Here is a 17,569-nt window from a genome sequence, read left to right on the forward strand (position 1 = left end):
CATTTCCAAAACGGACAATTTTCAAGGAGGGATATGTGATGTCTGACTTGCAGCTCCCCCATCACCACGGCGAGGGACAGAATACGGAGTTTTTGAAGGCGCAGTTGGCAAAGCCGGAAACATTCCAGACCGTTGCCGGGACATTCAAGCTTTTGGATGATTCCAGCCGGCTGCGGATCTTCTGGCTGCTGTGTCACTGCGAGGAGTGCGTCATCAACATCTCCGCTATGGTGGAGATGACAAGCCCTGCTGTGTCCCACCATCTGCGGCAGTTAAAAGACCGTGGATTGATTGTCAGTCGCCGTGAGGGGAAAGAGGTCTACTATAAAGCGGCGGAGACGGAGCAGAGCGTTTTGCTCCATCAGGTCATCGAGAAGATCATGAAGATATCCTGCCCGGATTAGGCAGGAGGAAAACGGAGGGATCGGCTTGTATCATCAGCATCTTCCAAAAATTCAAACTGCATTGGCTGATGTTCCGGACGGCCTGCTTCTGGAGGAGCATCATCCCGTTGCAGACGGGAAAGGTGGTGTGAGGCACACGGAGGCCATTCCAGGAGGAAAAGGACAAAAAACCTCTTGGGAAGTATTCCCCGGCTGTACCCTTGTTTTTCAGGACTTTCTGGCGGGGCAGGTTTCCTGCCAGCATGGAGCGGAGCGCGACCTTCTGGAGATCAACTACTGCCGCTACGGGCGTGTTGGCTGGAACATGAAAGACGGCAGTTCGATTTACCTTGGCCCCGGCGATTTTTCCCTGCACACCAGACAGCTCTGCGCCGGTTCGGTCATGACATTCCCAGTGGGGCACTATGAGGGGCTGGCCATCTGGCTGGATCTGTCCAAATTTGATATGGCTCTGCCTGACTTCCTTGGCGGAACAGGCGTGACCGCACAGGCATTGGCAGAAAAGTTCTGTGCCGGAGGGACATCTGCGACGCTTACGGGAAACGAGAAAACAGAGCCTATTTTCGGCGGTTTCTATGGGCAGCCGGAACCGCTTCAGCAGGCGTATTTCCGTTTGAAGGTCATGGAACTGCTGCTCCATCTCAGTGCGGTTTCTTTATCACCCAAACGGGAAGCGGACAAATACCAGACGGAGCAGGTGGAGATCGCCCGCAGCGTCCACGATTATATTTTGCAGCACATGGAGCAGCGGGTCACCATTCAGGAGCTGTCTCAGCGGTATCTGATCAACCCCACCACATTGAAAGCTGTGTTCAAGGCGGTTTATGGCGATTCCCTTGCCGCCCACATGAATGAACACCGAATGGAGAAAGCGGCCCTGCTGCTGACGCAGACCAAGGATAGTATCGCCCAAATTGCCCAAGCTGTGGGCTACGAGAGCCAGAGCCGCTTTTCCGTGGTATTCCGGGAAACCTATGAGATGTCACCCCTGGAATATCGGAAATTGCATGGGAAAAGCCGAATCGATGGGAACAAATAAAGAAGCGGCGGGCCAGTTCAAAACCGGCCTGCCGCTCTCGTTATACGCTTTGCAGCGGAATGCAAATGGTAAACTTTGAGCCTTTCCCGATGACGCTCTCTGCCGTGATGGTTCCCCCATGTGCCTCAACGATGGACTTTGTAATAGCCAGCCCGATCCCCATGCCGCCGGTCTGCTGGCTTCTGGATGGGTCTACCCGGTAAAACCGCTCGAACAGCTGAGAAAGGTGCTCCTCTGGAATGCCTTCGCCCGTATCCGACACAGATAACTGGATCAAGTCTTTTTCCTGCCGGCCTTCCAGCCGGACGATCCCGCTCTCCGGCGTGGCCCGCAGCGCATTGGAGACAAGGTTGGTCAAACATTGCTTGATGCGATCCTGATCGCATACCATGGCAAGTCCTTCTGGAGTGGTATCTAACTCAAAGGCGACCCCTTTGTTCTGAAATCTGGCAAGAAAATCAAGGCGAATGTCCTCTAACAATTCCGCAACAGACATTGGTTCCAGATGTAGTATGATCTGTCCGCTTTCCAGATTGGACAATTCCTGAAGCTGCTCCACCAGCCGTGTCAGCCGCAAAATCTCCTCCCGATAGCCCTGAAACAGCTCCGGGGACGGCTCCCATATCCCGTCGATGACCGCCTCCACATGGCTTTGCAGATTGGTTAGTGGTGTTCTCAGCTCATGGGCCACATCCGCAGTCATCCGGCGCTTTTGCTGTTCCCTCAGTTTTAGCGTTTCAGACATCTCGTTGACCGACTGCATGAGGGACGCCAGCTCTTTGGTTTTCGTCTTTGTTTCAATTTTTCGCCCATAGTCCCCCTCCGCGATACTGCGGGTCACCTCGACTGTCGCCGAGATCGGTCGGGCGATGCGTCTGGCCGCAAAGAAGGCAAGCACCATGGCCACAAGCAGAAAAGCAATACCCAGCCCCAGCGTTACTCGATTGAGCGTATTCAGTAATATCAATGCGTCATCGTCCAACGCATAGGGACCGTAATATCCAACCGTCAGATAGCCCGTCAGCGTTCCATCGCTGGAGAGATCGTATGTGGTTTCTGAATAAGCACCGTTAAAAGAGGGATAGCGGCTGTGCATATTCTCCTCTGCATGCTGCAGTGCGATTTGGCACTCTTGTGCTTTATGTATGGAGATATCCCAGTCCACCTCTCCGTTGCGCGTCTGCACATGGACAATCAGGCCGTTTTGCAGCGCCGCATTACCGATCACCTCTACTGCGTCAATGTTATAGCTTTGGCTTTCTGGCAGGTACTGCTCCTCGACCTGCTCAATGATCTGCTGTATCTGGCGCTGGCGTTGGTCGTTGGCATAGTGCGCAAACAGGTTGTCCAGAGTCAGGTTAAACAGGAGCGTCATTGCGCCAAGAGAGAATATTAGCAGGGCGGAGAAGTAAACAGTCAACTTCGCCTTCAGGGAATGTACCATTTGCTCTCCCTCCCATCAGCCTTGGAACTGATAGCCCACACCATGCATAGTGACAATAAACTCCGGGTCATGTCTGTCTGGTTCGATTTTGCTGCGGAGGCTTTTAATGTAGGTATCAACACTTCGGTTATAGCCGTCGTAATCATCTCCCAGCGCATAGGAGATCAGCTGTTCTCTGGTAAAGATCCGTTTCGGCGCTTTGGCAAGTGTCCGCAGTATTTGATACTCCGATGGCGTCAGGTGGATGGGCGCCCCTTCCTTCAAAACGGTTTTGTTCTGAAAGTCGATCACCAGATATCCGTCCCGATAGGAGACTGGAACGCTCAACAACTCGTCGCTCTCCGTCCTCCGCAATACCGCTCCCACTTTGGCTACCACAACACGGGGGCTGAATGGCTTTGTCAGATAATCGTCCGCACCGACCTCTAAACCATCCAGAATGTCCTGCTCCTGGCTCTTGGCTGTAAGCATGATGATGGGGATGCGGTACTGTGCGCGGATCTGCCCGCATAATGTCTCTCCCGGTATATCCGGCAGCATTAAGTCCAGCAGGATCAGATTGACCGGATGAAGCCGCAGCAACTCCAGCGCGGTTTCCCCGTCATGGGCCGACATGGTTCGATATCCCGCCTTTTCCAGATAGGCGGCCAGGACTTGTGTGATCTTGACTTCATCATCCACAAGGAGAATCAGTTTCTGTGTTTGCATGGCAGTTTTGTTCCAATCTACGAGTTGTAAATGCAAAGGCTTTCTTGCTTTTGACCACGATCATTATACTACATGGATGGCAGTGCTTCAACTACGAGAAGTAAAGCCAAGGACACTATGACTCAGCAGAGGCATCCATAGAAACCCTTGCGTTGTCTGGATGGATCAATATGACAGACACCCCCTTTTTTCTGGCATAGTTGACCGTCATGCCTGTTCCGCTGCGGATTGAGCGGTCATTGTCATACACGGCCAGAAGTATATCGGCGTGATCCACCATGTAGTAATTACGCCGCTTATAGCAGACCGCAAGCACCTCTGCCTTTGTCCCAATTACCACGGTTTCCGTGCTGTGTTGAATTAAGACCTTTAGACGGCCCCGGCTGCGGCTGTCCCAGTCAGCATCATGCCCCTCAAAGGGCAGGGCGATAAACAACTCAATATCGTTGTACTCTGGTTGTTCCTTCAGTTGGAGCAGTATTTCCCCGGCCCACATATCCACACCTAATGCACCGCCAACATAAAAGCGGCGGACTCCCTGCTCATAGAGCGCCACGATCTGATCCCGCAGCCGTTTTTTCAACCGCTTGCAGCCGGTGTTATTCTCCTTGTATTTCCACTTGAACCGGGCAGGGCGATGGCCAGTGATGGCACATGATTTTATACTCATGATGAACTCCATTTCATTGGGTGAATTGAATTTATCCGGTTTTTGTAATATGCCTATAAGGTCTATTGCGCTTTTAGATTATTATAACATGGCCAGATTGCACATACAATACAAGTATCAAGGCTGGCGGAGGATACTTGCAGTATGGTCGATTATAAAACGCTCGGCTCCCGGATCAGGGCAGTTCGTTTGGAAAAGAAAATGACACAAGAGCAGTTGGCAGAGGCGGTCGGAGTGGGCGTTACCCACATCAGCCACATCGAGACCGGCAACAGTATCCCAAGCCTTCAGGTCATGCTGGATATTATCAATGCTTTGGGGTGTTCAGCGGATGAGCTTTTCTGTATGGAGATCGATCAAGCCCGTCCGCTGATGAACAGCTGGCTGAGTGAGCTTGTGGCGGATTGCAGCAATATGGAGATCAAGCTGATCACCGATATGGTGCTTTCCCTGAAGAGTTCACTGCGCCGTTTGCGGCTTGACGATCCAACCTGACAGCTATCCTGACAAACAAAAACGAGACGCAGCCCATCCTGTATGTGGTGCGTCTCGCTTTTTGATATGTATAATACGATTTTTTATGTACGGCGCTGTGGTTATATCCACGGCGCCGTATTCCGTTCCCAGAGCGATTTTCAGAATTCATCCCGAAACGCACCTGGGAGCTGTTTGCTTTCGATACCGACGATGTCATCCAGCGGGATCCTTGTGCCGTCCGTCAGGAGCATAACACGCTCAACGCCGTCCGTCCTTTTCAATTTTCCCGTAACAGTAACATAGCTGCCGCCATCCTTGCGCTCATCCGGTTGGAACCATGTGACCGTGACCTCCGGCTGCTGGCCGATGATCTCCTCTAGATACCGTTGTTTCTCGTCCAGGACGGCCCTGCTGTCCTCGTCCAGTTCGATCTTCCGGTCAGTCAGCCGGGCCGTCTCCACGATGGCCGCTCCGTGGCCTGTCAGTGCGGCGAAGGGGCTGAAAATGGCGGCCCGATCACTGAGAGGCATCCTGGGATGCTTGGCCGAGGTCGGATGGGGCAGGCCAATGATGTCGTTATATCTGTTCGTCATTCATGGTGGCCCCCAATCGTCTTATTCCGCTCCCTGGCGGTAGCGCCCTCCTCCAGATTCATGCCTTTGAGGATGGCGTTTTTGCCGAATTTCTTCTTGATGCCCAGCATGGCCTCCTGCACCTTCCGCTCACGGACCAGGGCAGCGTCCTCCTTTTTCCGGCGTTCCTCCTGGGCGGCGTAGTCAGTGAACAAGTCCAACTGCTCCGCCGCAGGCTCTTTGGGCGCGTCTGCCTCGCAAATCAGACGGTTGGCGGAAATGCTCAGCCGCCGCACCAGCAGGTTTTTGTCCACGATGCGGTCAAACAGCTCCAGCACCGCCCGAATGATCTCGTTGGTGGAGGAGCTGTACCTGTCCAGATTGATGGTGCCGGTGGCGTGCTTGGGAACCTTTCGGCCATAGCGGTCTGTGGTGACCGGGCCTTTGTAGCTTTTGCTCCGCTGGGGATCGTCCAGATTCTCCCGGTCATAGCCAACTGTCAGTACAAGCTGGTTGGTCACCAGCCCCTTATCCACCAGATCAAGGGCCAGTGCGTCCGCCATTTCCCGCATTACCAGCTTTGCCTTTTCAAACTGATATGGGCATTGCAGGACCTGCCCGGAAACGATGCTCTTATTTTCTGGCTTGTACGCTTTCACGTCCGCGATAGTGCAAGGTTCCCAGCCCCAGGCGTGATCCACTAAGATTTCCGCATTGACGCCGAACAGCTTGTAGAGCAGCTCCTCGTTATAATAATCGGTTTCCTTGCCGATGGAGCAGCGGGCGATGTCGCCCATGGTGTAGAGCCCATTGGCCTCCAGCTTCCGGGCATAGCCGGGGCCTACCCGCCAGAAATCCGTCAGCGGACGGTGATCCCACAGCAGACGGCGGTAGGTCATCTCGTCCAGCTTGGCGATCCGCACGCCGTCCTTGTCCGGATGGATATGCTTGGACACAATATCCATGGCGATCTTGGCAAGGTACAAATTGCTACCCATCCCCGCCGTGGCGGTGATGCCAGTAGTCTCCAGCACATCCAGAATGATCTTTCGAGCCAGCTCACGGGCCGTCAGATGATAGGTGTCCAGATAGTTCGTCACATCCATGAACACCTCGTCGATGCTGTACGGAAATATATCCTCCGGGGCCAGATACTTCAAATAGACGCTGTATATCCGGGTGCTCCACTCAATATAATGGGCCATCCGGGGCGGGGCCACAATGTAGTCCAGCTCCATCTCAGGATGATTTTTCAGTTCCGGATCGTTCCATGAGGAACCGGTAAACTGCCCACTGGGGGCATTGCGCCGCCGCTGGGCGTTGACTTCCTTCACCCTCTGGACAACTTCAAACAGTCTTGCCCGACCGGAGATGCCATGGGCTTTGAGGGAAGGAGACACGGCGAGGCAGATGGTCTTTTCCGTGCGGCTCTCGTCCGCCACCACCAGATTGGTGGTCATGGGGTCAAGCCCCCGCTCCACGCACTCCACCGAGGCGTAAAACGATTTCAGATCCACGCAGAGATAAGTCCTGTTTTTCATACCCCGGTCGCCTCCTTGCCTTAGTATGCCTGGTACCAGTGGAAATTATGGGTGGTCAGCCCAGCACTACATCCAGCTCTATTTTCCCCGTCTCCGGGAAGTTCTTCTGTACCTGCTGGCGAATCAGTTCCCTTGACTCTGCTGGTTCAGCAGAATAGGCGGAGGCGATGTGCTCATAGCCCCACAGGGCCTCCGGCGTGGAGTAGACGGAGATGGGCCAGCCATACTCCAAGCCCTTCTTATTGATGCGCCTGCGGAAGTCCCGGATCAGCAGATAGCTCTGCATCTGGAGGTCTGTCACCGTCCCCTCAAAGTTCTTCTCTCCATCCTTGCCGAAACCGGCTAACCGTTTCAGCTCGAAGGAAAACAGCTCGTCCTTGCTTTCAAACTGGTCCATGATCCGTTTGCAGCGCATACTGGCCAGTTCTTCATCCCAACGGCTGTCGAAGTCATAGCCGTCCCGCCGGTAGTTGGCAAAGTGGGCAAACCACTCTCTGGAGATAAAGCCCGCCTTTTTGCCGAAGAATTTGCCATAGGCCACCTGGCCGCTCCGGGCGATCAGTTCCCGCCACTCCCACGGGTCCTGCTCCTCGTCCCCAGTCCACCAGTACAGGTCGGAGGTATGTTCCTCCACTGAGAAACCGGGAATCTCATTTTTGAACAGCGGGAGAAAGCCGACCTCATTGATCCAGCCAATTAACTCCTCCCAGCTTCGGATGCGGCTGGGATCGTCCCAGTCCAGTCCCCGCATGATCCATTCGCCGTTCTCGATCGCCATACTGACACCTCCCGCCTATGGCTTTGTGTTATTATAACACAGTGGATCCCAAGATTCTATCAGGATGAATGTTCTTTCTCTGCTCTAAACTTTCTTGGAGTGGGTCCTTCTGGATGGTTCATCATGGACCGAGGCTCGGTTCACAAAATGCGCGGACTCTCCCCTTGGCGGGAGAGTCCGTTTCTATGCTCAGAGGAGCCGGTACAGATTGGAACTGAGGCTTCCGTTCTCCCGCCAGCGCGGGCTTTTGGCAATCAGTCCCGCTTTGCATAGATCGTCCAGCGCCCGTTTGACAGTGCTTCTGGAGAGTTTCAGTTCGGCGGCAATAGTCCTGATTCCCGGCCAGCACTGGCCGTCCTTGTCAGCATGGTCCTTCAGGTACATATAGACCGCCCGCGCCCGGTGAGAAAGCTCGGAGCGGTAGATCATCTCAAAATATCCCACGGCTATTTTCCCTCCATGCCGGTACGTAAATCTGGGTTTCGCTGCGGCCTGCCGTGGGGCCGTCTGTCCCGCGCCTGTGCCATGCCGCCAGCGGGTGGCGTGTTCTGCGGGACCGGGGGCGGCGCATCCTCGACGATCTGTGTGTAGTGGTGTTCCAGGATGGCCCGCTCCAACTCCTGCTTGCTGGCATAGGCCACAGAACGGGCGGCCTTCTCCGGGATGGTATATGGCTCCTCAAAGGTGATGCCCCAATCCAGAAACAGCCGCAGCCGGGTCTGCATGGGATGGGAGCCGGTCTTCATGACGATAAACTGCCCCTTGGGGATAGACTTCAGCTCGTCGGCGGTCATGAGGGGCCGCTCGATCATCTGCAAGCTCTGGCTGGGGTCGTTCTTTCCTTTGCTGATGGAGCCAGATAGGACGGTGCGGCTGCCCAGGGCCTTGGAGAGTACCTCGGCAGTCTGGCTGTTGGGGGCAAAGCCGCCGAAGATCGTGTCCTGCACATTGTCCTGGATGATCTCCGCGCCCTCTTTGCCGTAGTTCTTTTCAAGCTGCGCCAGCGACTGGATAATCGGCACCAGCGTCAGTTTGCGGGAGCGCCCCGCGCTGAACAGGGGCAGGATGTCAAAGGCGGGCATGGTGCCCAACTCATCACAGAACAGCACCACCCGGTTCTTCAGCTTGCCGCCGTTCTCGTCGGCCACGGCAAACAGCTCGCGGGAGAGGGTCTGGATCATGAGTCCAGCCATGAAGTTCTTGCTGGGATCTTCTTCCGGGAGGATCAGGAAGATGGCGGACTTCCGGGAGGCGAAGGTCTCCGCGTCGATGGCGCTGTCGAAGCACAGCACCTGCTCCAGTTCTGAGTCCAGGAAAGCGTTGAGCCGGGAGAGTACGGTGGACATGACGGAGGCCATGGCCTGATCCGCGCTGTTGAGGGCAGCGCCGGCAAACCACCGGGCCTTGTGCGTTTCCGGCAAGCGGTTCATCAACATCTGAAACCCATTCTTGCCCTTGACGGTCTTGCTGGGGGCCAGCAGATCCTGCACCAGCTTGAACACGCTGACGATGTGCCGCTTCTCCCGCTTGTCCCGGTCATTCGGCGGCAGATACTCCGCCAGCAGGAGGATGACGGCGGTGAGCAGTCCCTCCGCGGCGTCGTAAAAAAACGCGTTCTGCCCGTAGTTGGAGGCGTCCCCCTCCGGGTTGACGATGGTCTTGGAGAGGATCTTGGCATACTTCTCCGCCTTGGCGCGGGCAGCGAGGTTTTTCTCATCCTCCCGGCAGATATCCATGTAGTGGTTGATGAGGGTCAGCAGATTGTAGCCGTCCGAGCGGGTGGGGTTACGCAGGTCGATGACCGCCACCTGATAGCCGTAGTACCTGGACGCTATCGTGCCGTAATTCCGCGCCAGATCCCCCTTGGTATCCAGCGCCAGGAAGCTCATGCCGCTGGCACAGGCATATTCCAAGTTTGGGTAAAGGAAGAAGGCGGTCTTGCCCACACCGGACGCGCCGATCATGAGGCAATGGATATCGTCTGTGTCCACGATGGCCTTGAGGGGGTGGCGCTCCTTCTTCGATTTCGATTTGGGCGGCTTCTTGTTTTTCCTGGGCTTTTTCGGAAAGCTGCCGCCCTCGCAGCCCAGCACCAGCCCCTGGGCCTGGGGCAGCTCTTTGCCAGAGCGCCACTGGGAAGGCTGGAACGGGATATGCCGGTAGGTCTGCTCGATCTCCTTTTTGGTTGCCCACCGGGCCGTTCCGTGCTGGCCATCGCCCACGGTCTTGGACTTGATGTTGTTCAGGGAGCCCTGACCGGAGAAGTGTGTGGCGGCGGCCACGATCAGGAGCATCCCGCCCGCCAGCGCAAGAAGTAAAATCGTTTGGATCGGCATAGGCTCACCCCATCTGCTGTGTGACCGGAGCAAGTGCCTGTGCCTCTGTGATCTCGGCCAGATCATCGTTCCAGTCCTTGTTCTGTGGGATCAGCCGGTCTGAGGCGATCCCGAACTGTTCCGCAACTCTCTCCGCGATCCGCAGGCAGGCGGTGTGTCCGGCCTTGTCGTTGTCCAGACACAGGAACACCTCGCGCAGTGCGGGATTCTGCTCCATCATCTGGAGCACAGGCTGGCTGGATGTTCCGCAGCAGGCCACATAGCTGTGCTCCTGCCAGCCCTCCGGGTACAGTGTTACAAAAGACAGCAGGTCAATAGGGGCCTCGAACACATACAGCCGGTTGCTGGTACCGGTCCAGTGGAAGCTGTACCGAGGGTCGCTGCCCGCCACATTGATGCGGAAGGTCTTGCCCAGATCGTTGGTGCTTCGCTTATGGGCATGACGGACAACGCCGTGTTCGTCTTTTCCGACAAACACGGCGTTGTGATATTCTGCGTCCTCATAGATGAGTCCTGCTCGGACGAAGGTATTCAGCACCTCCCGGTCGATGTGCCGTTTCTTCAGCAGGTATGCATAGAGACGGCGCATCGAATGGTTGGCGGGCGGCTGGATGAATTCTCTTATGGGTTCTTCCTTCGGCTTTTGCGCCGGTGCATACGGCTGCCCCTGTTCGCCATCCAGCAGGCGGGTGACCGCCTCCGGGTAACTGAGATGATAGAAATTCTGAACGAAGGAGACGGGGCCACCGCCTTCCCCGGTGGCGTGGTCGTACCACTCATTGCCCCGGACAGTGACGCTGTGGTCGCTGGTCATGCGATACTCCGGGCCGGAGCGGATGAGTTTCTCTCCCTGGCGGCGCAGGAACTCAACGAGGTCAACAGAGCCAGCCCGGAGCTTCTGCTCCTCGGTAAAATGAATATAGGGCATTTTATCTCACCTCCACTAAATTTGCTGCATTCGTTCTTCGTAATCGTCCGCCTTATGGCCCATGGCAATCTTCTTTTCCCTAATCCGCTGGCGCAGCTTTTTATCCGTAAACGAGATCGTTCTGGCAGGTCCCTTTGGCGTCTGCTCCTGAAAGATCCGGCTCATGTGGCGCAGGAGCCGGGTGGCACAGGAGAACAGGGATGGCCCCCGAAAGTCATCCATGTGGTCAAGGAAATATTGAGCATACTCGCTGCCCTGCGCCGCCGCCAGCGTGAACCAGCGGACGGCGGCGTCCCCGTCCTTCGGAATCTCCTTGCCCAGCAGATAGAGCTTGCCCAGGGCATACTGGGCGTATTGGTTCCCCCGTTCAGCGGAGGCGGTCAGCCAGCGGACGCCCTCGGCGGTATCCTTTGAGACATTCTCTCCTTGGAGCAGGAGTTTACCCAGCCGATACTGAGAAAATTGGTTTCCAGCTTCCGCAGACTGTTTGAGCCACTCCACAGCGGCAGGAATATCCCGCCGCAGACCGTCGCCGCCGTTGAGGAGCAGCTTGGCCAGAGCGTATGCGGCGGAGTCATTTCCCCGCGCAGCGGCCTTTTGAAACAATGCCGCAGCCATCAGTGCGTCCTGCTCCACGCCATGGCCGTCCCGGTAGGCTTTGCCGAGGGCGTATTGCTTGTCGGAATCCAACTCAGGTTCATCTGTTTCTTCCGGCTCGGGCGGCGCGAACACAGCGGACAGCTCGCCCAGCCGCACCGCCTCCTGGATGACCAGATTCTTGATCCGCTTGAACTCTTTCTGCTGGGATAGCGGAAGGCGTGGCGGCAGATCGTCCTTGTAGGTGTGGAGTACTTCTTCCCGTAACTCATACCATAGGTCATACGCCTGCGCGACGCGCCCGTCCTTTGCCAGCTCGTCCACGATCTCGTCCACCACCGACTTCAGCGGCGCTTTCAGATAGCCGTACTGCTTTTTGCCGGAGATGGTTTGCAGTTTCCCGGCCAGCTGCTCCATGAGCTGCTCGATACGCGGGTTGTCCAGCGTACTATCTTTCATCTGCTCCGTAAGCTGGCGCATGACCTCGCTGGCCTCCTGAGTGAGCGCGTCCCGCCGCTGGGTCTGCCGCTCATAGAGCGACACAAGGTCCTGCTGGAAGATCCGCTTGGCCAGCCCGGACTTGATCTGGGCGATGCCCGTTTTGGTCAGGTAGCCGGACTTGCCGTCCGCGCTGTAGCAGACCATGTGCAGATGCGGGTGGTGGGCCTCATCGTGAAAGGCGGCGTACCAGCGAAACTGCTCCCACGGGATCTTCATGGCCGCCGCCATCTCCACCGCATAGCTGTTGAGCAGTTCCCTCCACCGTGCCGCGTCCTCATAGCCCAGCCGGGCGGCGTCCTCCCGCCGCAGGGAGATGATGGGCAGCCACACATTGCCGGGATGGTGCGCCACCTCGTCCGCGATCTGGGACAGCGTCAGCGGATCGTCCGAGCCGGTGAACAGAGCGTGCGCCCCGGTGCGCTGGGCACGGGGACGGCTGGCGATGTAGCTGATGTAGTTTTCCTTTTTCGCCAGCGAGTCGTAGTTGTCCTCCAGCGCACGGGTGATGAACTCCGAGGCGTTGCCGCGGGTGGGCGAGGCCAGATAGTCCTCGTACTCGAACAGTCCCCGGCTCAGCGGGAAGTCTCGGATGAGCTGCTCCACCATCTCCCGCTGTTTTTTCGTGGCGGGCAGTCCCGCCGCGTCAGGGGCGATGCGCTGCGCACCCTTGCGGGTGGCCATGTAGCGGACGTAGTTTCCCAGGTGTGCGGCCTGCGCCGCGCCGCCCTTGAGATAGGGGCACTTGAAGATGACGCGAGGCATGAAGCGTCACCGCCGTCAGTCCGCGCCGCGCTGATACGCCACCGCGTTCTCCAGCGTGATGCCGCCGTTGGTCTTTTTCACATTTTGGACGCACCGGCCCCGCAGTTCCCGCAGCTGCTCCTCCGGAATTTCCATGCCCGCGGCCAGGATGTTCATCATCATGTCCATCTCCACCGCCAGCTTGAACAGGATGCGGCAGATATGTGTCTCGCTGCTCTGCACGGTGGCACGGATGGCGGACACCAGCATGGGCGGCAGTACGGAGAAGCAATCCTGGGAGGCCAGGTAGTCGCAGTAGAACCGTAAGGCGTTCTCCACGAACTCGTTTTGACTGCGGACATTTGCCAGCGGCATGGCTGTTTTAATCTTGCGGTCAGTATCAGAATCGATCCGCATCAGAAATTTTACTTTTTCTTCTGTCATTCAGAATACCTCCGATATAAACTGAAAATAGCTGTGATAGCATTTTTGAAACTGCAAACACCGCTGGAACTGTCGGGATTTTTGGCAGGTTCATATCAGATTTGATAGCATCGGCAAAGAAGTGATAACACTGGGTTTAGCAAAAAGGTACCGAAAAACTGTCGTGACCAGCCTAAAAAGCGTATCTCCGACCCGCATTGCGGGGCGGTGTGATACAGGGTGATTGCACCCTTTTATCCAGCACTTTTTTCGTCCCCCCGCAAAGCGGCCATTTGTGCCTTCCCGTTTCCCGCCACACGCTGGCAACACGGCGCTTTGCCGCGCCAGTGGGCTGGGACGCTGCCCACCCCCGCAAAGCGGCACACAGGGCGGGACAGGGGCAACGGCGGGGAGAACAGTAGGGGCGCTCCATCGCAATGGAGCGCCCCCTGTTTGGGCTGCCAATCAGCCGGCTGTGATCTCAGGTAACTCCCGCTCCGCGGGCGTCTTCTCGATCCAGTCCAGCAGGTTCTGGCACTCCGCCAGTTCATCGGCCAGCTTGAACATCGCTGCGCGCTGCTCCCAGTTGTCCAGCCGGACGGCGGTTTCGAACAGGTCCCACACGTTGTCCAGTGTTTCCATCCCGCTGGCGTTCATGGGCAGTTCTTCTTCCGGCAGGATATGGTTGACATTCTCGCCGGCCGCGATCCTGCGGAGGACATCCTTCTCCCTCTGGATGAGGCCGAGGTTCTCAGCGGTGGCCTCAGCGGGGAGGCCCCACGCCTTACCAATCAGGGTGACGGCCTCCTCGTAGTGGGCCAGGCTGATGTCCTCCTCACTGGGGGCGTCGCTGACGCTCTCACCGTGGATGATCATCAAAGCCAGAGCCTCCTCGGTGATCCTCATTTGAAATTCCTGCGCTCTCTCAGTTGTCATATCGTTGTTCCTCCTGTTGTTATTTTGTGCCGCTCCTGGCGGCTTGCAAACACAATGGCACACCTTCGCCGGAAAAGCTATTCAGCAAAGCCAACGAAAAATAGCACCAGCAGATTGACATAGATCACATTGCAGGGCCGATGGGCGGCGCCATATCCTCCGCCATGCACTGTGCGCTGTAGTCAGCAAGGCTCATGCCCGTCTGCTGCTGGCAGTAGTCCTCCATCTTCGGAAGGAGGAGCGCCTGCTCCTCCTCGCTGAGACAGTACTTGTAGTCCTGCTCGCTGCCATCGCCATGCACCAGGAACACTTCCAGCGTGTCGCAGACGCGGCGGTGCTCCATATCGTAGTTGGCATAGATGTTCAGCCAGTCATCATTCTCATCGGTGCAGACGTGTGTGCCGAATACTTTGTCGACGTCGAAAGCGGTATCCAGATAGAACTCCAGCAGGTTTTCGTTCTGCTCGATGTCCCCGCTGAAGGAGATGTCCCCGGTTCGGAGCATCCGGCTGCCGGTGAGATATCCAGGCTCAATTTCCTGGGTGAGCTGTTTTCCATCGAGATGGTTGAGGAACACCTTCCACCGCTCCTCCAACGACGTATAGGCTCTCTTATTTGCATAGTAGGCGGCGCTGCTGACATCCCTGATTCGGAAACACTGCCAGCCGTCCATGATATGGAGCGCGTTGAAGCGGCCGGAGTCCAGGTCGATGTCGAATGCCCCGGTCACCCGTCCGGTGTTCTCCAGCCGCTCCGACACATAGTCATTGAACTGCTCACGGGAGATCTTCTCCCCGCGGGAAAACATTCCGGTGAACCGTGCGGGAGAGTTCTCAGGGGGCTTGCGGAGATAGCTGCGCAGCCGGGCGGCCACCTGGAGCATCTCCAGATTCTCCTCGGCCACGAAGTAGGTATCGCCGCCGTCCTCCGTCACATGGAACACGGCGAAGCGGCGGGCGGCTTCCTGCGCCTGCTTGTTCTCCTGCTCCTCCTGCCAGATCTCCTGGCTGATGCGGCTGTACTCCGTGTCCGGGATCAGGGCGTTGATGAGCTCGTCCAGGTGCTCATTGAGCTTGTCCTCCACTGTCTCACCTTTCAGCTGGCGGCTCAGCGCGTCGTACCATCGCCCGTCGAGCCATAGGGTGATTTCTCTACTGTTCATTGCGTGCATCCTCCTTCTGCGCAAGTGGTGCAACAGGACGCGGTTCCTGCTTCGGCTGGCTTGGCCGCGTCGGACGCTTGGGACGAACTGGCGCGGCTTTTCTGTCCAGAAACTCCCGCACCGGTTCAGGTACAGCCTGTTCATAGAGCTGCCGCAGGGCCTCCTCCATGCGTTTCTGGACGCTGGAATGCTCCTTCCCCAAATAGAACTCCAGCGCCTCCAGCCGCTCACAGTCGAAGCTGATTGTGATTTCACTTTTTTCCATGGTGACAGCCTCCAATCTTATTGCATCGTCATTGTCATGGCGGGGCTGTCCGCGACCCGCATTTCGTAGGGACCTCCAGCCCAGCGGATCCCAGGCAAATTCAGAAAGCAGTCGCCGGCCTCGTTCATGATCGCCAGATCGAACTCTGACGCGTCCACCACACCCATGGGGTTATCCAGCCCAGCGCCGTTGTAGACCACGCAGAGCGCGGGCCAATCGGTTACCTCTGGATACCGCTCAGAGAGTTTCCTGAACAGCAGTGTATCCGTGACTTCTTCCGGCGTGGTCACCGCGCCGGATACATAGGCGCTCTCGCAGGGGCCGGTCTCCCAGCCCAGAAGGATACGGGTGAACCGAATGGGCATCCGGGCGGTCATGTGGCGGAGCATGGACGCCGACTGGTCATAGGCGTCGTGCAGCCCATTTGACACGCCGGCCCACGGCAGATGGGAGGCCATGTCCTCCAGCAAATCCCGGACAACGGCAATCTGCCGCCTGCGGTCATCGCCGGCTGCTTCCACCGCAGAGAGGTAGCATTGCAGTTCCCGGATCGTCTCTTTCTGCGATTGAACTGTGGCAGGCTCTGCGGCAAAGCTGCCGCGGGCCTGTGCCAGCCGCTGGTCGAACCGCTCCATCTGCTTTGGGTCAGGCCGCACTCCATCCAGCCGGGCCATGCCCTGAAGGATCGCGTCGATCCAGAACCGGCGTGTTTCCGACCAGGGCGGTTCGTCCTGCCGTTGGTGACGCTCGATTCCATTCTGCCGTTCTATGGCATAGGCGGTGAGGCCCTCTTCTGCAAGAGCAATATTAAAACTTGACATGGTCATCTCTCCTTCATCGTTATCTGGGGAGCATCTGTCTGCGCCTCCGCCTGCTGGGTGTTCCAGCTTGCCTCGACCTCCCGCAGATAGGCCGGCCAAGTCCTGGTTCTCACCAAACAGGGGGCGCACATGGGGGAAGCCATAACTGTCCATGAGTCTGCCGCCCCCTTTATTGAATGAATTTCATGCTCTGAGCCTCCGGCTTATAGGCATCGAGGACAGAGCGGAACTGCTCCAGCCGTTCCGGCTTCACGCCGTCAATCACGATCTCCGTGCCGTCCTCCCCGGCGCGGGTCTCCAGAACGCGGGCGTCCAGCACATCGGAGAAGCGTTTTCGCTCCGCACGGGTCAGTTCCTCCTCCTGTTCAAGGAATATCGGTTCTCCACCCTGGGTGTGGACGAGAGACAGATCCTCGGCCAGCTCGTACTGGAGAATGTCCCGCAGAGAGATATCAGAGTTTTCCGGCAGGGCTATGACGGCACCCGCGGCCAGCATGGCCTCGACGGTGAGGTATCCGCGTGCCAGGATCTCCTCATTCGGCATTTGCAGGCCGTCGTGAAGAGTGGAGTAGATACCTTCACTTTCAAAAAGCTCACAGAACACCTCTACCGCGTCATAGAAAAGCCGGGTCTTCTGTTCCTCCGGAAGTTTGGCGAAGTAGCACGGTTTCTGGCCTTGAATCCTGGGACAGAAACTGGGGTGGTACGCTATGTCGAGCCCTGTATCGGTCAGTACCGCCGAGGCTATCTCTCTGCGGCGTGTGAGCACATCCAGCAGCATCCCGTCCAGGCCGTTTCCTCTGCGGATCGTGATCCCGGTCCGCTTCTCCAGCTCCTCGAAACTGACGCCCCAGTTCCCGTTCTCTGTGGCCTCCGTACCCTGCCGGACGATGAAGTCCGCCGCCCGCTCCAGTCTGGCGTTGAGGATATCCCGCATCCCCGGCAGATAGGCGGCGAGGCGTGGGTAATCATAGCCGTCGGAATAGACCAGCACACCGTCCTCGCTGCCCTGGCCCAGCGCCAGCAGGCAGTGGATGGCTCTGTTGTCGACGAACATCCGGCTTTTGTTCTCCGCAATGAACGGCTGATTTGTGAGCGGTGTGATCACCAGCGCGGAAAACTCCGCCGTTGATAACTCCACCACCTTCTCGATTTGACAATCATCCATCTGAAAATTGTTGGGTCTGTTCAAGAGATTTGCTTTGATTTTCATCACATTTTCCTTT

Annotated in this window: 19 protein-coding genes; 3 read left to right on the plus strand and 16 right to left on the minus strand. The window is 57.1% G+C overall.

All coding sequences use genetic code 11. From position 1 onward, the window contains the following. Nucleotides 1-38 precede the first annotated feature (38 nt). Both J9789_RS10840 and J9789_RS10845 read left to right on the plus strand, forming a co-directional pair. Nucleotides 39-404 (plus strand): metalloregulator ArsR/SmtB family transcription factor, encoded by a 366-nt coding sequence (locus tag J9789_RS10840; RefSeq protein WP_209345259.1) that lies wholly within the window; start codon nucleotides 39-41, stop codon nucleotides 402-404. 25 nt (nucleotides 405-429) lie between these two features. After that, complete coding sequence (locus J9789_RS10845; RefSeq protein ID WP_209345261.1) at nucleotides 430-1,443, plus strand: AraC family transcriptional regulator; 1,014 nt, start codon at nucleotides 430-432, stop codon at nucleotides 1,441-1,443. Between the two features lie 40 nt (nucleotides 1,444-1,483). Here J9789_RS10845 and J9789_RS10850 read toward each other — a convergent pair whose 3' ends face one another. From J9789_RS10850 to J9789_RS10860, 3 genes are all read right to left on the minus strand, one after another. Then, nucleotides 1,484-2,887 carry an ATP-binding protein gene (locus tag J9789_RS10850; RefSeq protein WP_209345263.1) on the minus strand — a complete coding sequence of 468 codons (1,404 nt, stop codon included), beginning with the start codon at nucleotides 2,885-2,887 and terminating at the stop codon, nucleotides 1,484-1,486. Between the two features lie 15 nt (nucleotides 2,888-2,902). Then, a complete protein-coding gene (locus J9789_RS10855) occupies nucleotides 2,903-3,595 on the minus strand; it encodes a response regulator transcription factor (protein WP_209345265.1) in 693 nt (230 codons plus the stop codon). 115 nt (nucleotides 3,596-3,710) lie between these two features. Beyond that, the gene (locus J9789_RS10860) at nucleotides 3,711-4,265 is read right to left on the minus strand and encodes an SLOG family protein (protein WP_209345267.1); all 555 of its coding nucleotides are present in this window, start codon (nucleotides 4,263-4,265) and stop codon (nucleotides 3,711-3,713) included. Between the two features lie 144 nt (nucleotides 4,266-4,409). Between J9789_RS10860 and J9789_RS10865 the strand changes: the two genes are divergently transcribed. After that, nucleotides 4,410-4,760, plus strand: a complete 351-nt coding sequence (locus tag J9789_RS10865; RefSeq protein WP_209345269.1) for a helix-turn-helix transcriptional regulator — start codon at nucleotides 4,410-4,412, stop codon at nucleotides 4,758-4,760. A 140-nt stretch (nucleotides 4,761-4,900) separates the two neighbouring features. Here J9789_RS10865 and J9789_RS10870 read toward each other — a convergent pair whose 3' ends face one another. The 13 genes from J9789_RS10870 to J9789_RS10930 all read right to left on the minus strand — a co-directional run bounded on the left by J9789_RS10870 (nucleotide 4,901) and on the right by J9789_RS10930 (nucleotide 17,556). Continuing rightward, the gene (locus J9789_RS10870) at nucleotides 4,901-5,335 is read right to left on the minus strand and encodes a hypothetical protein (RefSeq protein WP_209345270.1); all 435 of its coding nucleotides are present in this window, start codon (nucleotides 5,333-5,335) and stop codon (nucleotides 4,901-4,903) included. Next, nucleotides 5,332-6,855, minus strand: coding sequence for a DNA methylase (locus J9789_RS10875; RefSeq protein ID WP_209345271.1), 1,524 nt, complete (start codon nucleotides 6,853-6,855; stop codon nucleotides 5,332-5,334). Before J9789_RS10875 ends, J9789_RS10870 begins: the two co-directional genes overlap by 4 nt. A 55-nt stretch (nucleotides 6,856-6,910) precedes the next feature. Beyond that, nucleotides 6,911-7,633: a hypothetical protein gene (locus J9789_RS10880; RefSeq protein WP_209345273.1), complete on the minus strand. Its 723-nt coding sequence runs from the start codon at nucleotides 7,631-7,633 to the stop codon at nucleotides 6,911-6,913. A gap of 189 nt (nucleotides 7,634-7,822) precedes the next feature. After that, nucleotides 7,823-8,077 carry a helix-turn-helix domain-containing protein gene (locus tag J9789_RS10885; RefSeq protein ID WP_209345275.1) on the minus strand — a complete coding sequence of 85 codons (255 nt, stop codon included), beginning with the start codon at nucleotides 8,075-8,077 and terminating at the stop codon, nucleotides 7,823-7,825. Nucleotides 8,078-8,079: 2 nt separating this feature from the next. Further along, nucleotides 8,080-9,969, minus strand: coding sequence for a type IV secretory system conjugative DNA transfer family protein (locus J9789_RS10890; RefSeq protein WP_209345277.1), 1,890 nt, complete (start codon nucleotides 9,967-9,969; stop codon nucleotides 8,080-8,082). A 4-nt stretch (nucleotides 9,970-9,973) separates the two neighbouring features. Next, on the minus strand, nucleotides 9,974-10,897 hold the full coding sequence (locus J9789_RS10895) for a DUF3991 and toprim domain-containing protein (protein WP_209345279.1): 924 nt from the start codon (nucleotides 10,895-10,897) through the stop codon (nucleotides 9,974-9,976). Between the two features lie 15 nt (nucleotides 10,898-10,912). Further along, a complete protein-coding gene (gene mobP3, locus J9789_RS10900) occupies nucleotides 10,913-12,757 on the minus strand; it encodes a MobP3 family relaxase (protein WP_209345281.1) in 1,845 nt (614 codons plus the stop codon). 15 nt (nucleotides 12,758-12,772) lie between these two features. Beyond that, entirely contained in the window at nucleotides 12,773-13,180 is a 408-nt protein-coding gene (locus J9789_RS10905) for a hypothetical protein (RefSeq protein WP_209345283.1), read from the minus strand. A gap of 444 nt (nucleotides 13,181-13,624) precedes the next feature. Continuing rightward, the gene (locus tag J9789_RS10910) at nucleotides 13,625-14,095 is read right to left on the minus strand and encodes a hypothetical protein (RefSeq protein WP_209345285.1); all 471 of its coding nucleotides are present in this window, start codon (nucleotides 14,093-14,095) and stop codon (nucleotides 13,625-13,627) included. A gap of 124 nt (nucleotides 14,096-14,219) precedes the next feature. Further along, nucleotides 14,220-15,257 carry a hypothetical protein gene (locus J9789_RS10915; protein WP_209345287.1) on the minus strand — a complete coding sequence of 346 codons (1,038 nt, stop codon included), beginning with the start codon at nucleotides 15,255-15,257 and terminating at the stop codon, nucleotides 14,220-14,222. Beyond that, a complete protein-coding gene (locus J9789_RS10920) occupies nucleotides 15,247-15,522 on the minus strand; it encodes a DUF6103 family protein (protein ID WP_209345288.1) in 276 nt (91 codons plus the stop codon). The genes J9789_RS10915 and J9789_RS10920 overlap by 11 nt, the downstream gene beginning before the upstream one ends. A 17-nt stretch (nucleotides 15,523-15,539) precedes the next feature. After that, on the minus strand, nucleotides 15,540-16,343 hold the full coding sequence (locus J9789_RS10925; RefSeq protein ID WP_209345290.1) for a hypothetical protein: 804 nt from the start codon (nucleotides 16,341-16,343) through the stop codon (nucleotides 15,540-15,542). A gap of 169 nt (nucleotides 16,344-16,512) precedes the next feature. Next, a complete protein-coding gene (locus tag J9789_RS10930; protein ID WP_209345292.1) occupies nucleotides 16,513-17,556 on the minus strand; it encodes a DUF6329 domain-containing protein in 1,044 nt (347 codons plus the stop codon). Between the last annotated feature and the right edge of the window lie 13 nt (nucleotides 17,557-17,569).

The sequence above is a fragment of the Flavonifractor sp. AGMB03687 genome, from assembly GCF_017811815.1.
GTDB lineage: Bacteria > Bacillota > Clostridia > Oscillospirales > Oscillospiraceae > Flavonifractor.

Bases quoted from the DNA above. Each gene is read 5' to 3' on its own strand.
- J9789_RS10840 (WP_209345259.1), top strand. From the start codon at position 39: ATGTCTGACTTGCAGCTCCCCCATCACCACGGCGAGGGACAGAATACG.
- J9789_RS10850 (WP_209345263.1), bottom strand. From the start codon at position 2,887: ATGGTACATTCCCTGAAGGCGAAGTTGACTGTTTACTTCTCCGCCCTG.
- J9789_RS10855 (WP_209345265.1), bottom strand. From the start codon at position 3,595: ATGCAAACACAGAAACTGATTCTCCTTGTGGATGATGAAGTCAAGATC.
- J9789_RS10860 (WP_209345267.1), bottom strand. From the start codon at position 4,265: ATGAGTATAAAATCATGTGCCATCACTGGCCATCGCCCTGCCCGGTTC.
- J9789_RS10865 (WP_209345269.1), top strand. From the start codon at position 4,410: ATGGTCGATTATAAAACGCTCGGCTCCCGGATCAGGGCAGTTCGTTTG.
- J9789_RS10870 (WP_209345270.1), bottom strand. From the start codon at position 5,335: ATGACGAACAGATATAACGACATCATTGGCCTGCCCCATCCGACCTCG.
- J9789_RS10875 (WP_209345271.1), bottom strand. From the start codon at position 6,855: ATGAAAAACAGGACTTATCTCTGCGTGGATCTGAAATCGTTTTACGCC.
- J9789_RS10880 (WP_209345273.1), bottom strand. From the start codon at position 7,633: ATGGCGATCGAGAACGGCGAATGGATCATGCGGGGACTGGACTGGGAC.
- J9789_RS10890 (WP_209345277.1), bottom strand. From the start codon at position 9,969: ATGCCGATCCAAACGATTTTACTTCTTGCGCTGGCGGGCGGGATGCTC.
- J9789_RS10895 (WP_209345279.1), bottom strand. From the start codon at position 10,897: ATGCCCTATATTCATTTTACCGAGGAGCAGAAGCTCCGGGCTGGCTCT.
- mobP3 (WP_209345281.1), bottom strand. From the start codon at position 12,757: ATGCCTCGCGTCATCTTCAAGTGCCCCTATCTCAAGGGCGGCGCGGCG.
- J9789_RS10905 (WP_209345283.1), bottom strand. From the start codon at position 13,180: ATGACAGAAGAAAAAGTAAAATTTCTGATGCGGATCGATTCTGATACT.
- J9789_RS10910 (WP_209345285.1), bottom strand. From the start codon at position 14,095: ATGACAACTGAGAGAGCGCAGGAATTTCAAATGAGGATCACCGAGGAG.
- J9789_RS10915 (WP_209345287.1), bottom strand. From the start codon at position 15,257: ATGAACAGTAGAGAAATCACCCTATGGCTCGACGGGCGATGGTACGAC.
- J9789_RS10920 (WP_209345288.1), bottom strand. From the start codon at position 15,522: ATGGAAAAAAGTGAAATCACAATCAGCTTCGACTGTGAGCGGCTGGAG.
- J9789_RS10925 (WP_209345290.1), bottom strand. From the start codon at position 16,343: ATGTCAAGTTTTAATATTGCTCTTGCAGAAGAGGGCCTCACCGCCTAT.
- J9789_RS10930 (WP_209345292.1), bottom strand. From the start codon at position 17,556: ATGAAAATCAAAGCAAATCTCTTGAACAGACCCAACAATTTTCAGATG.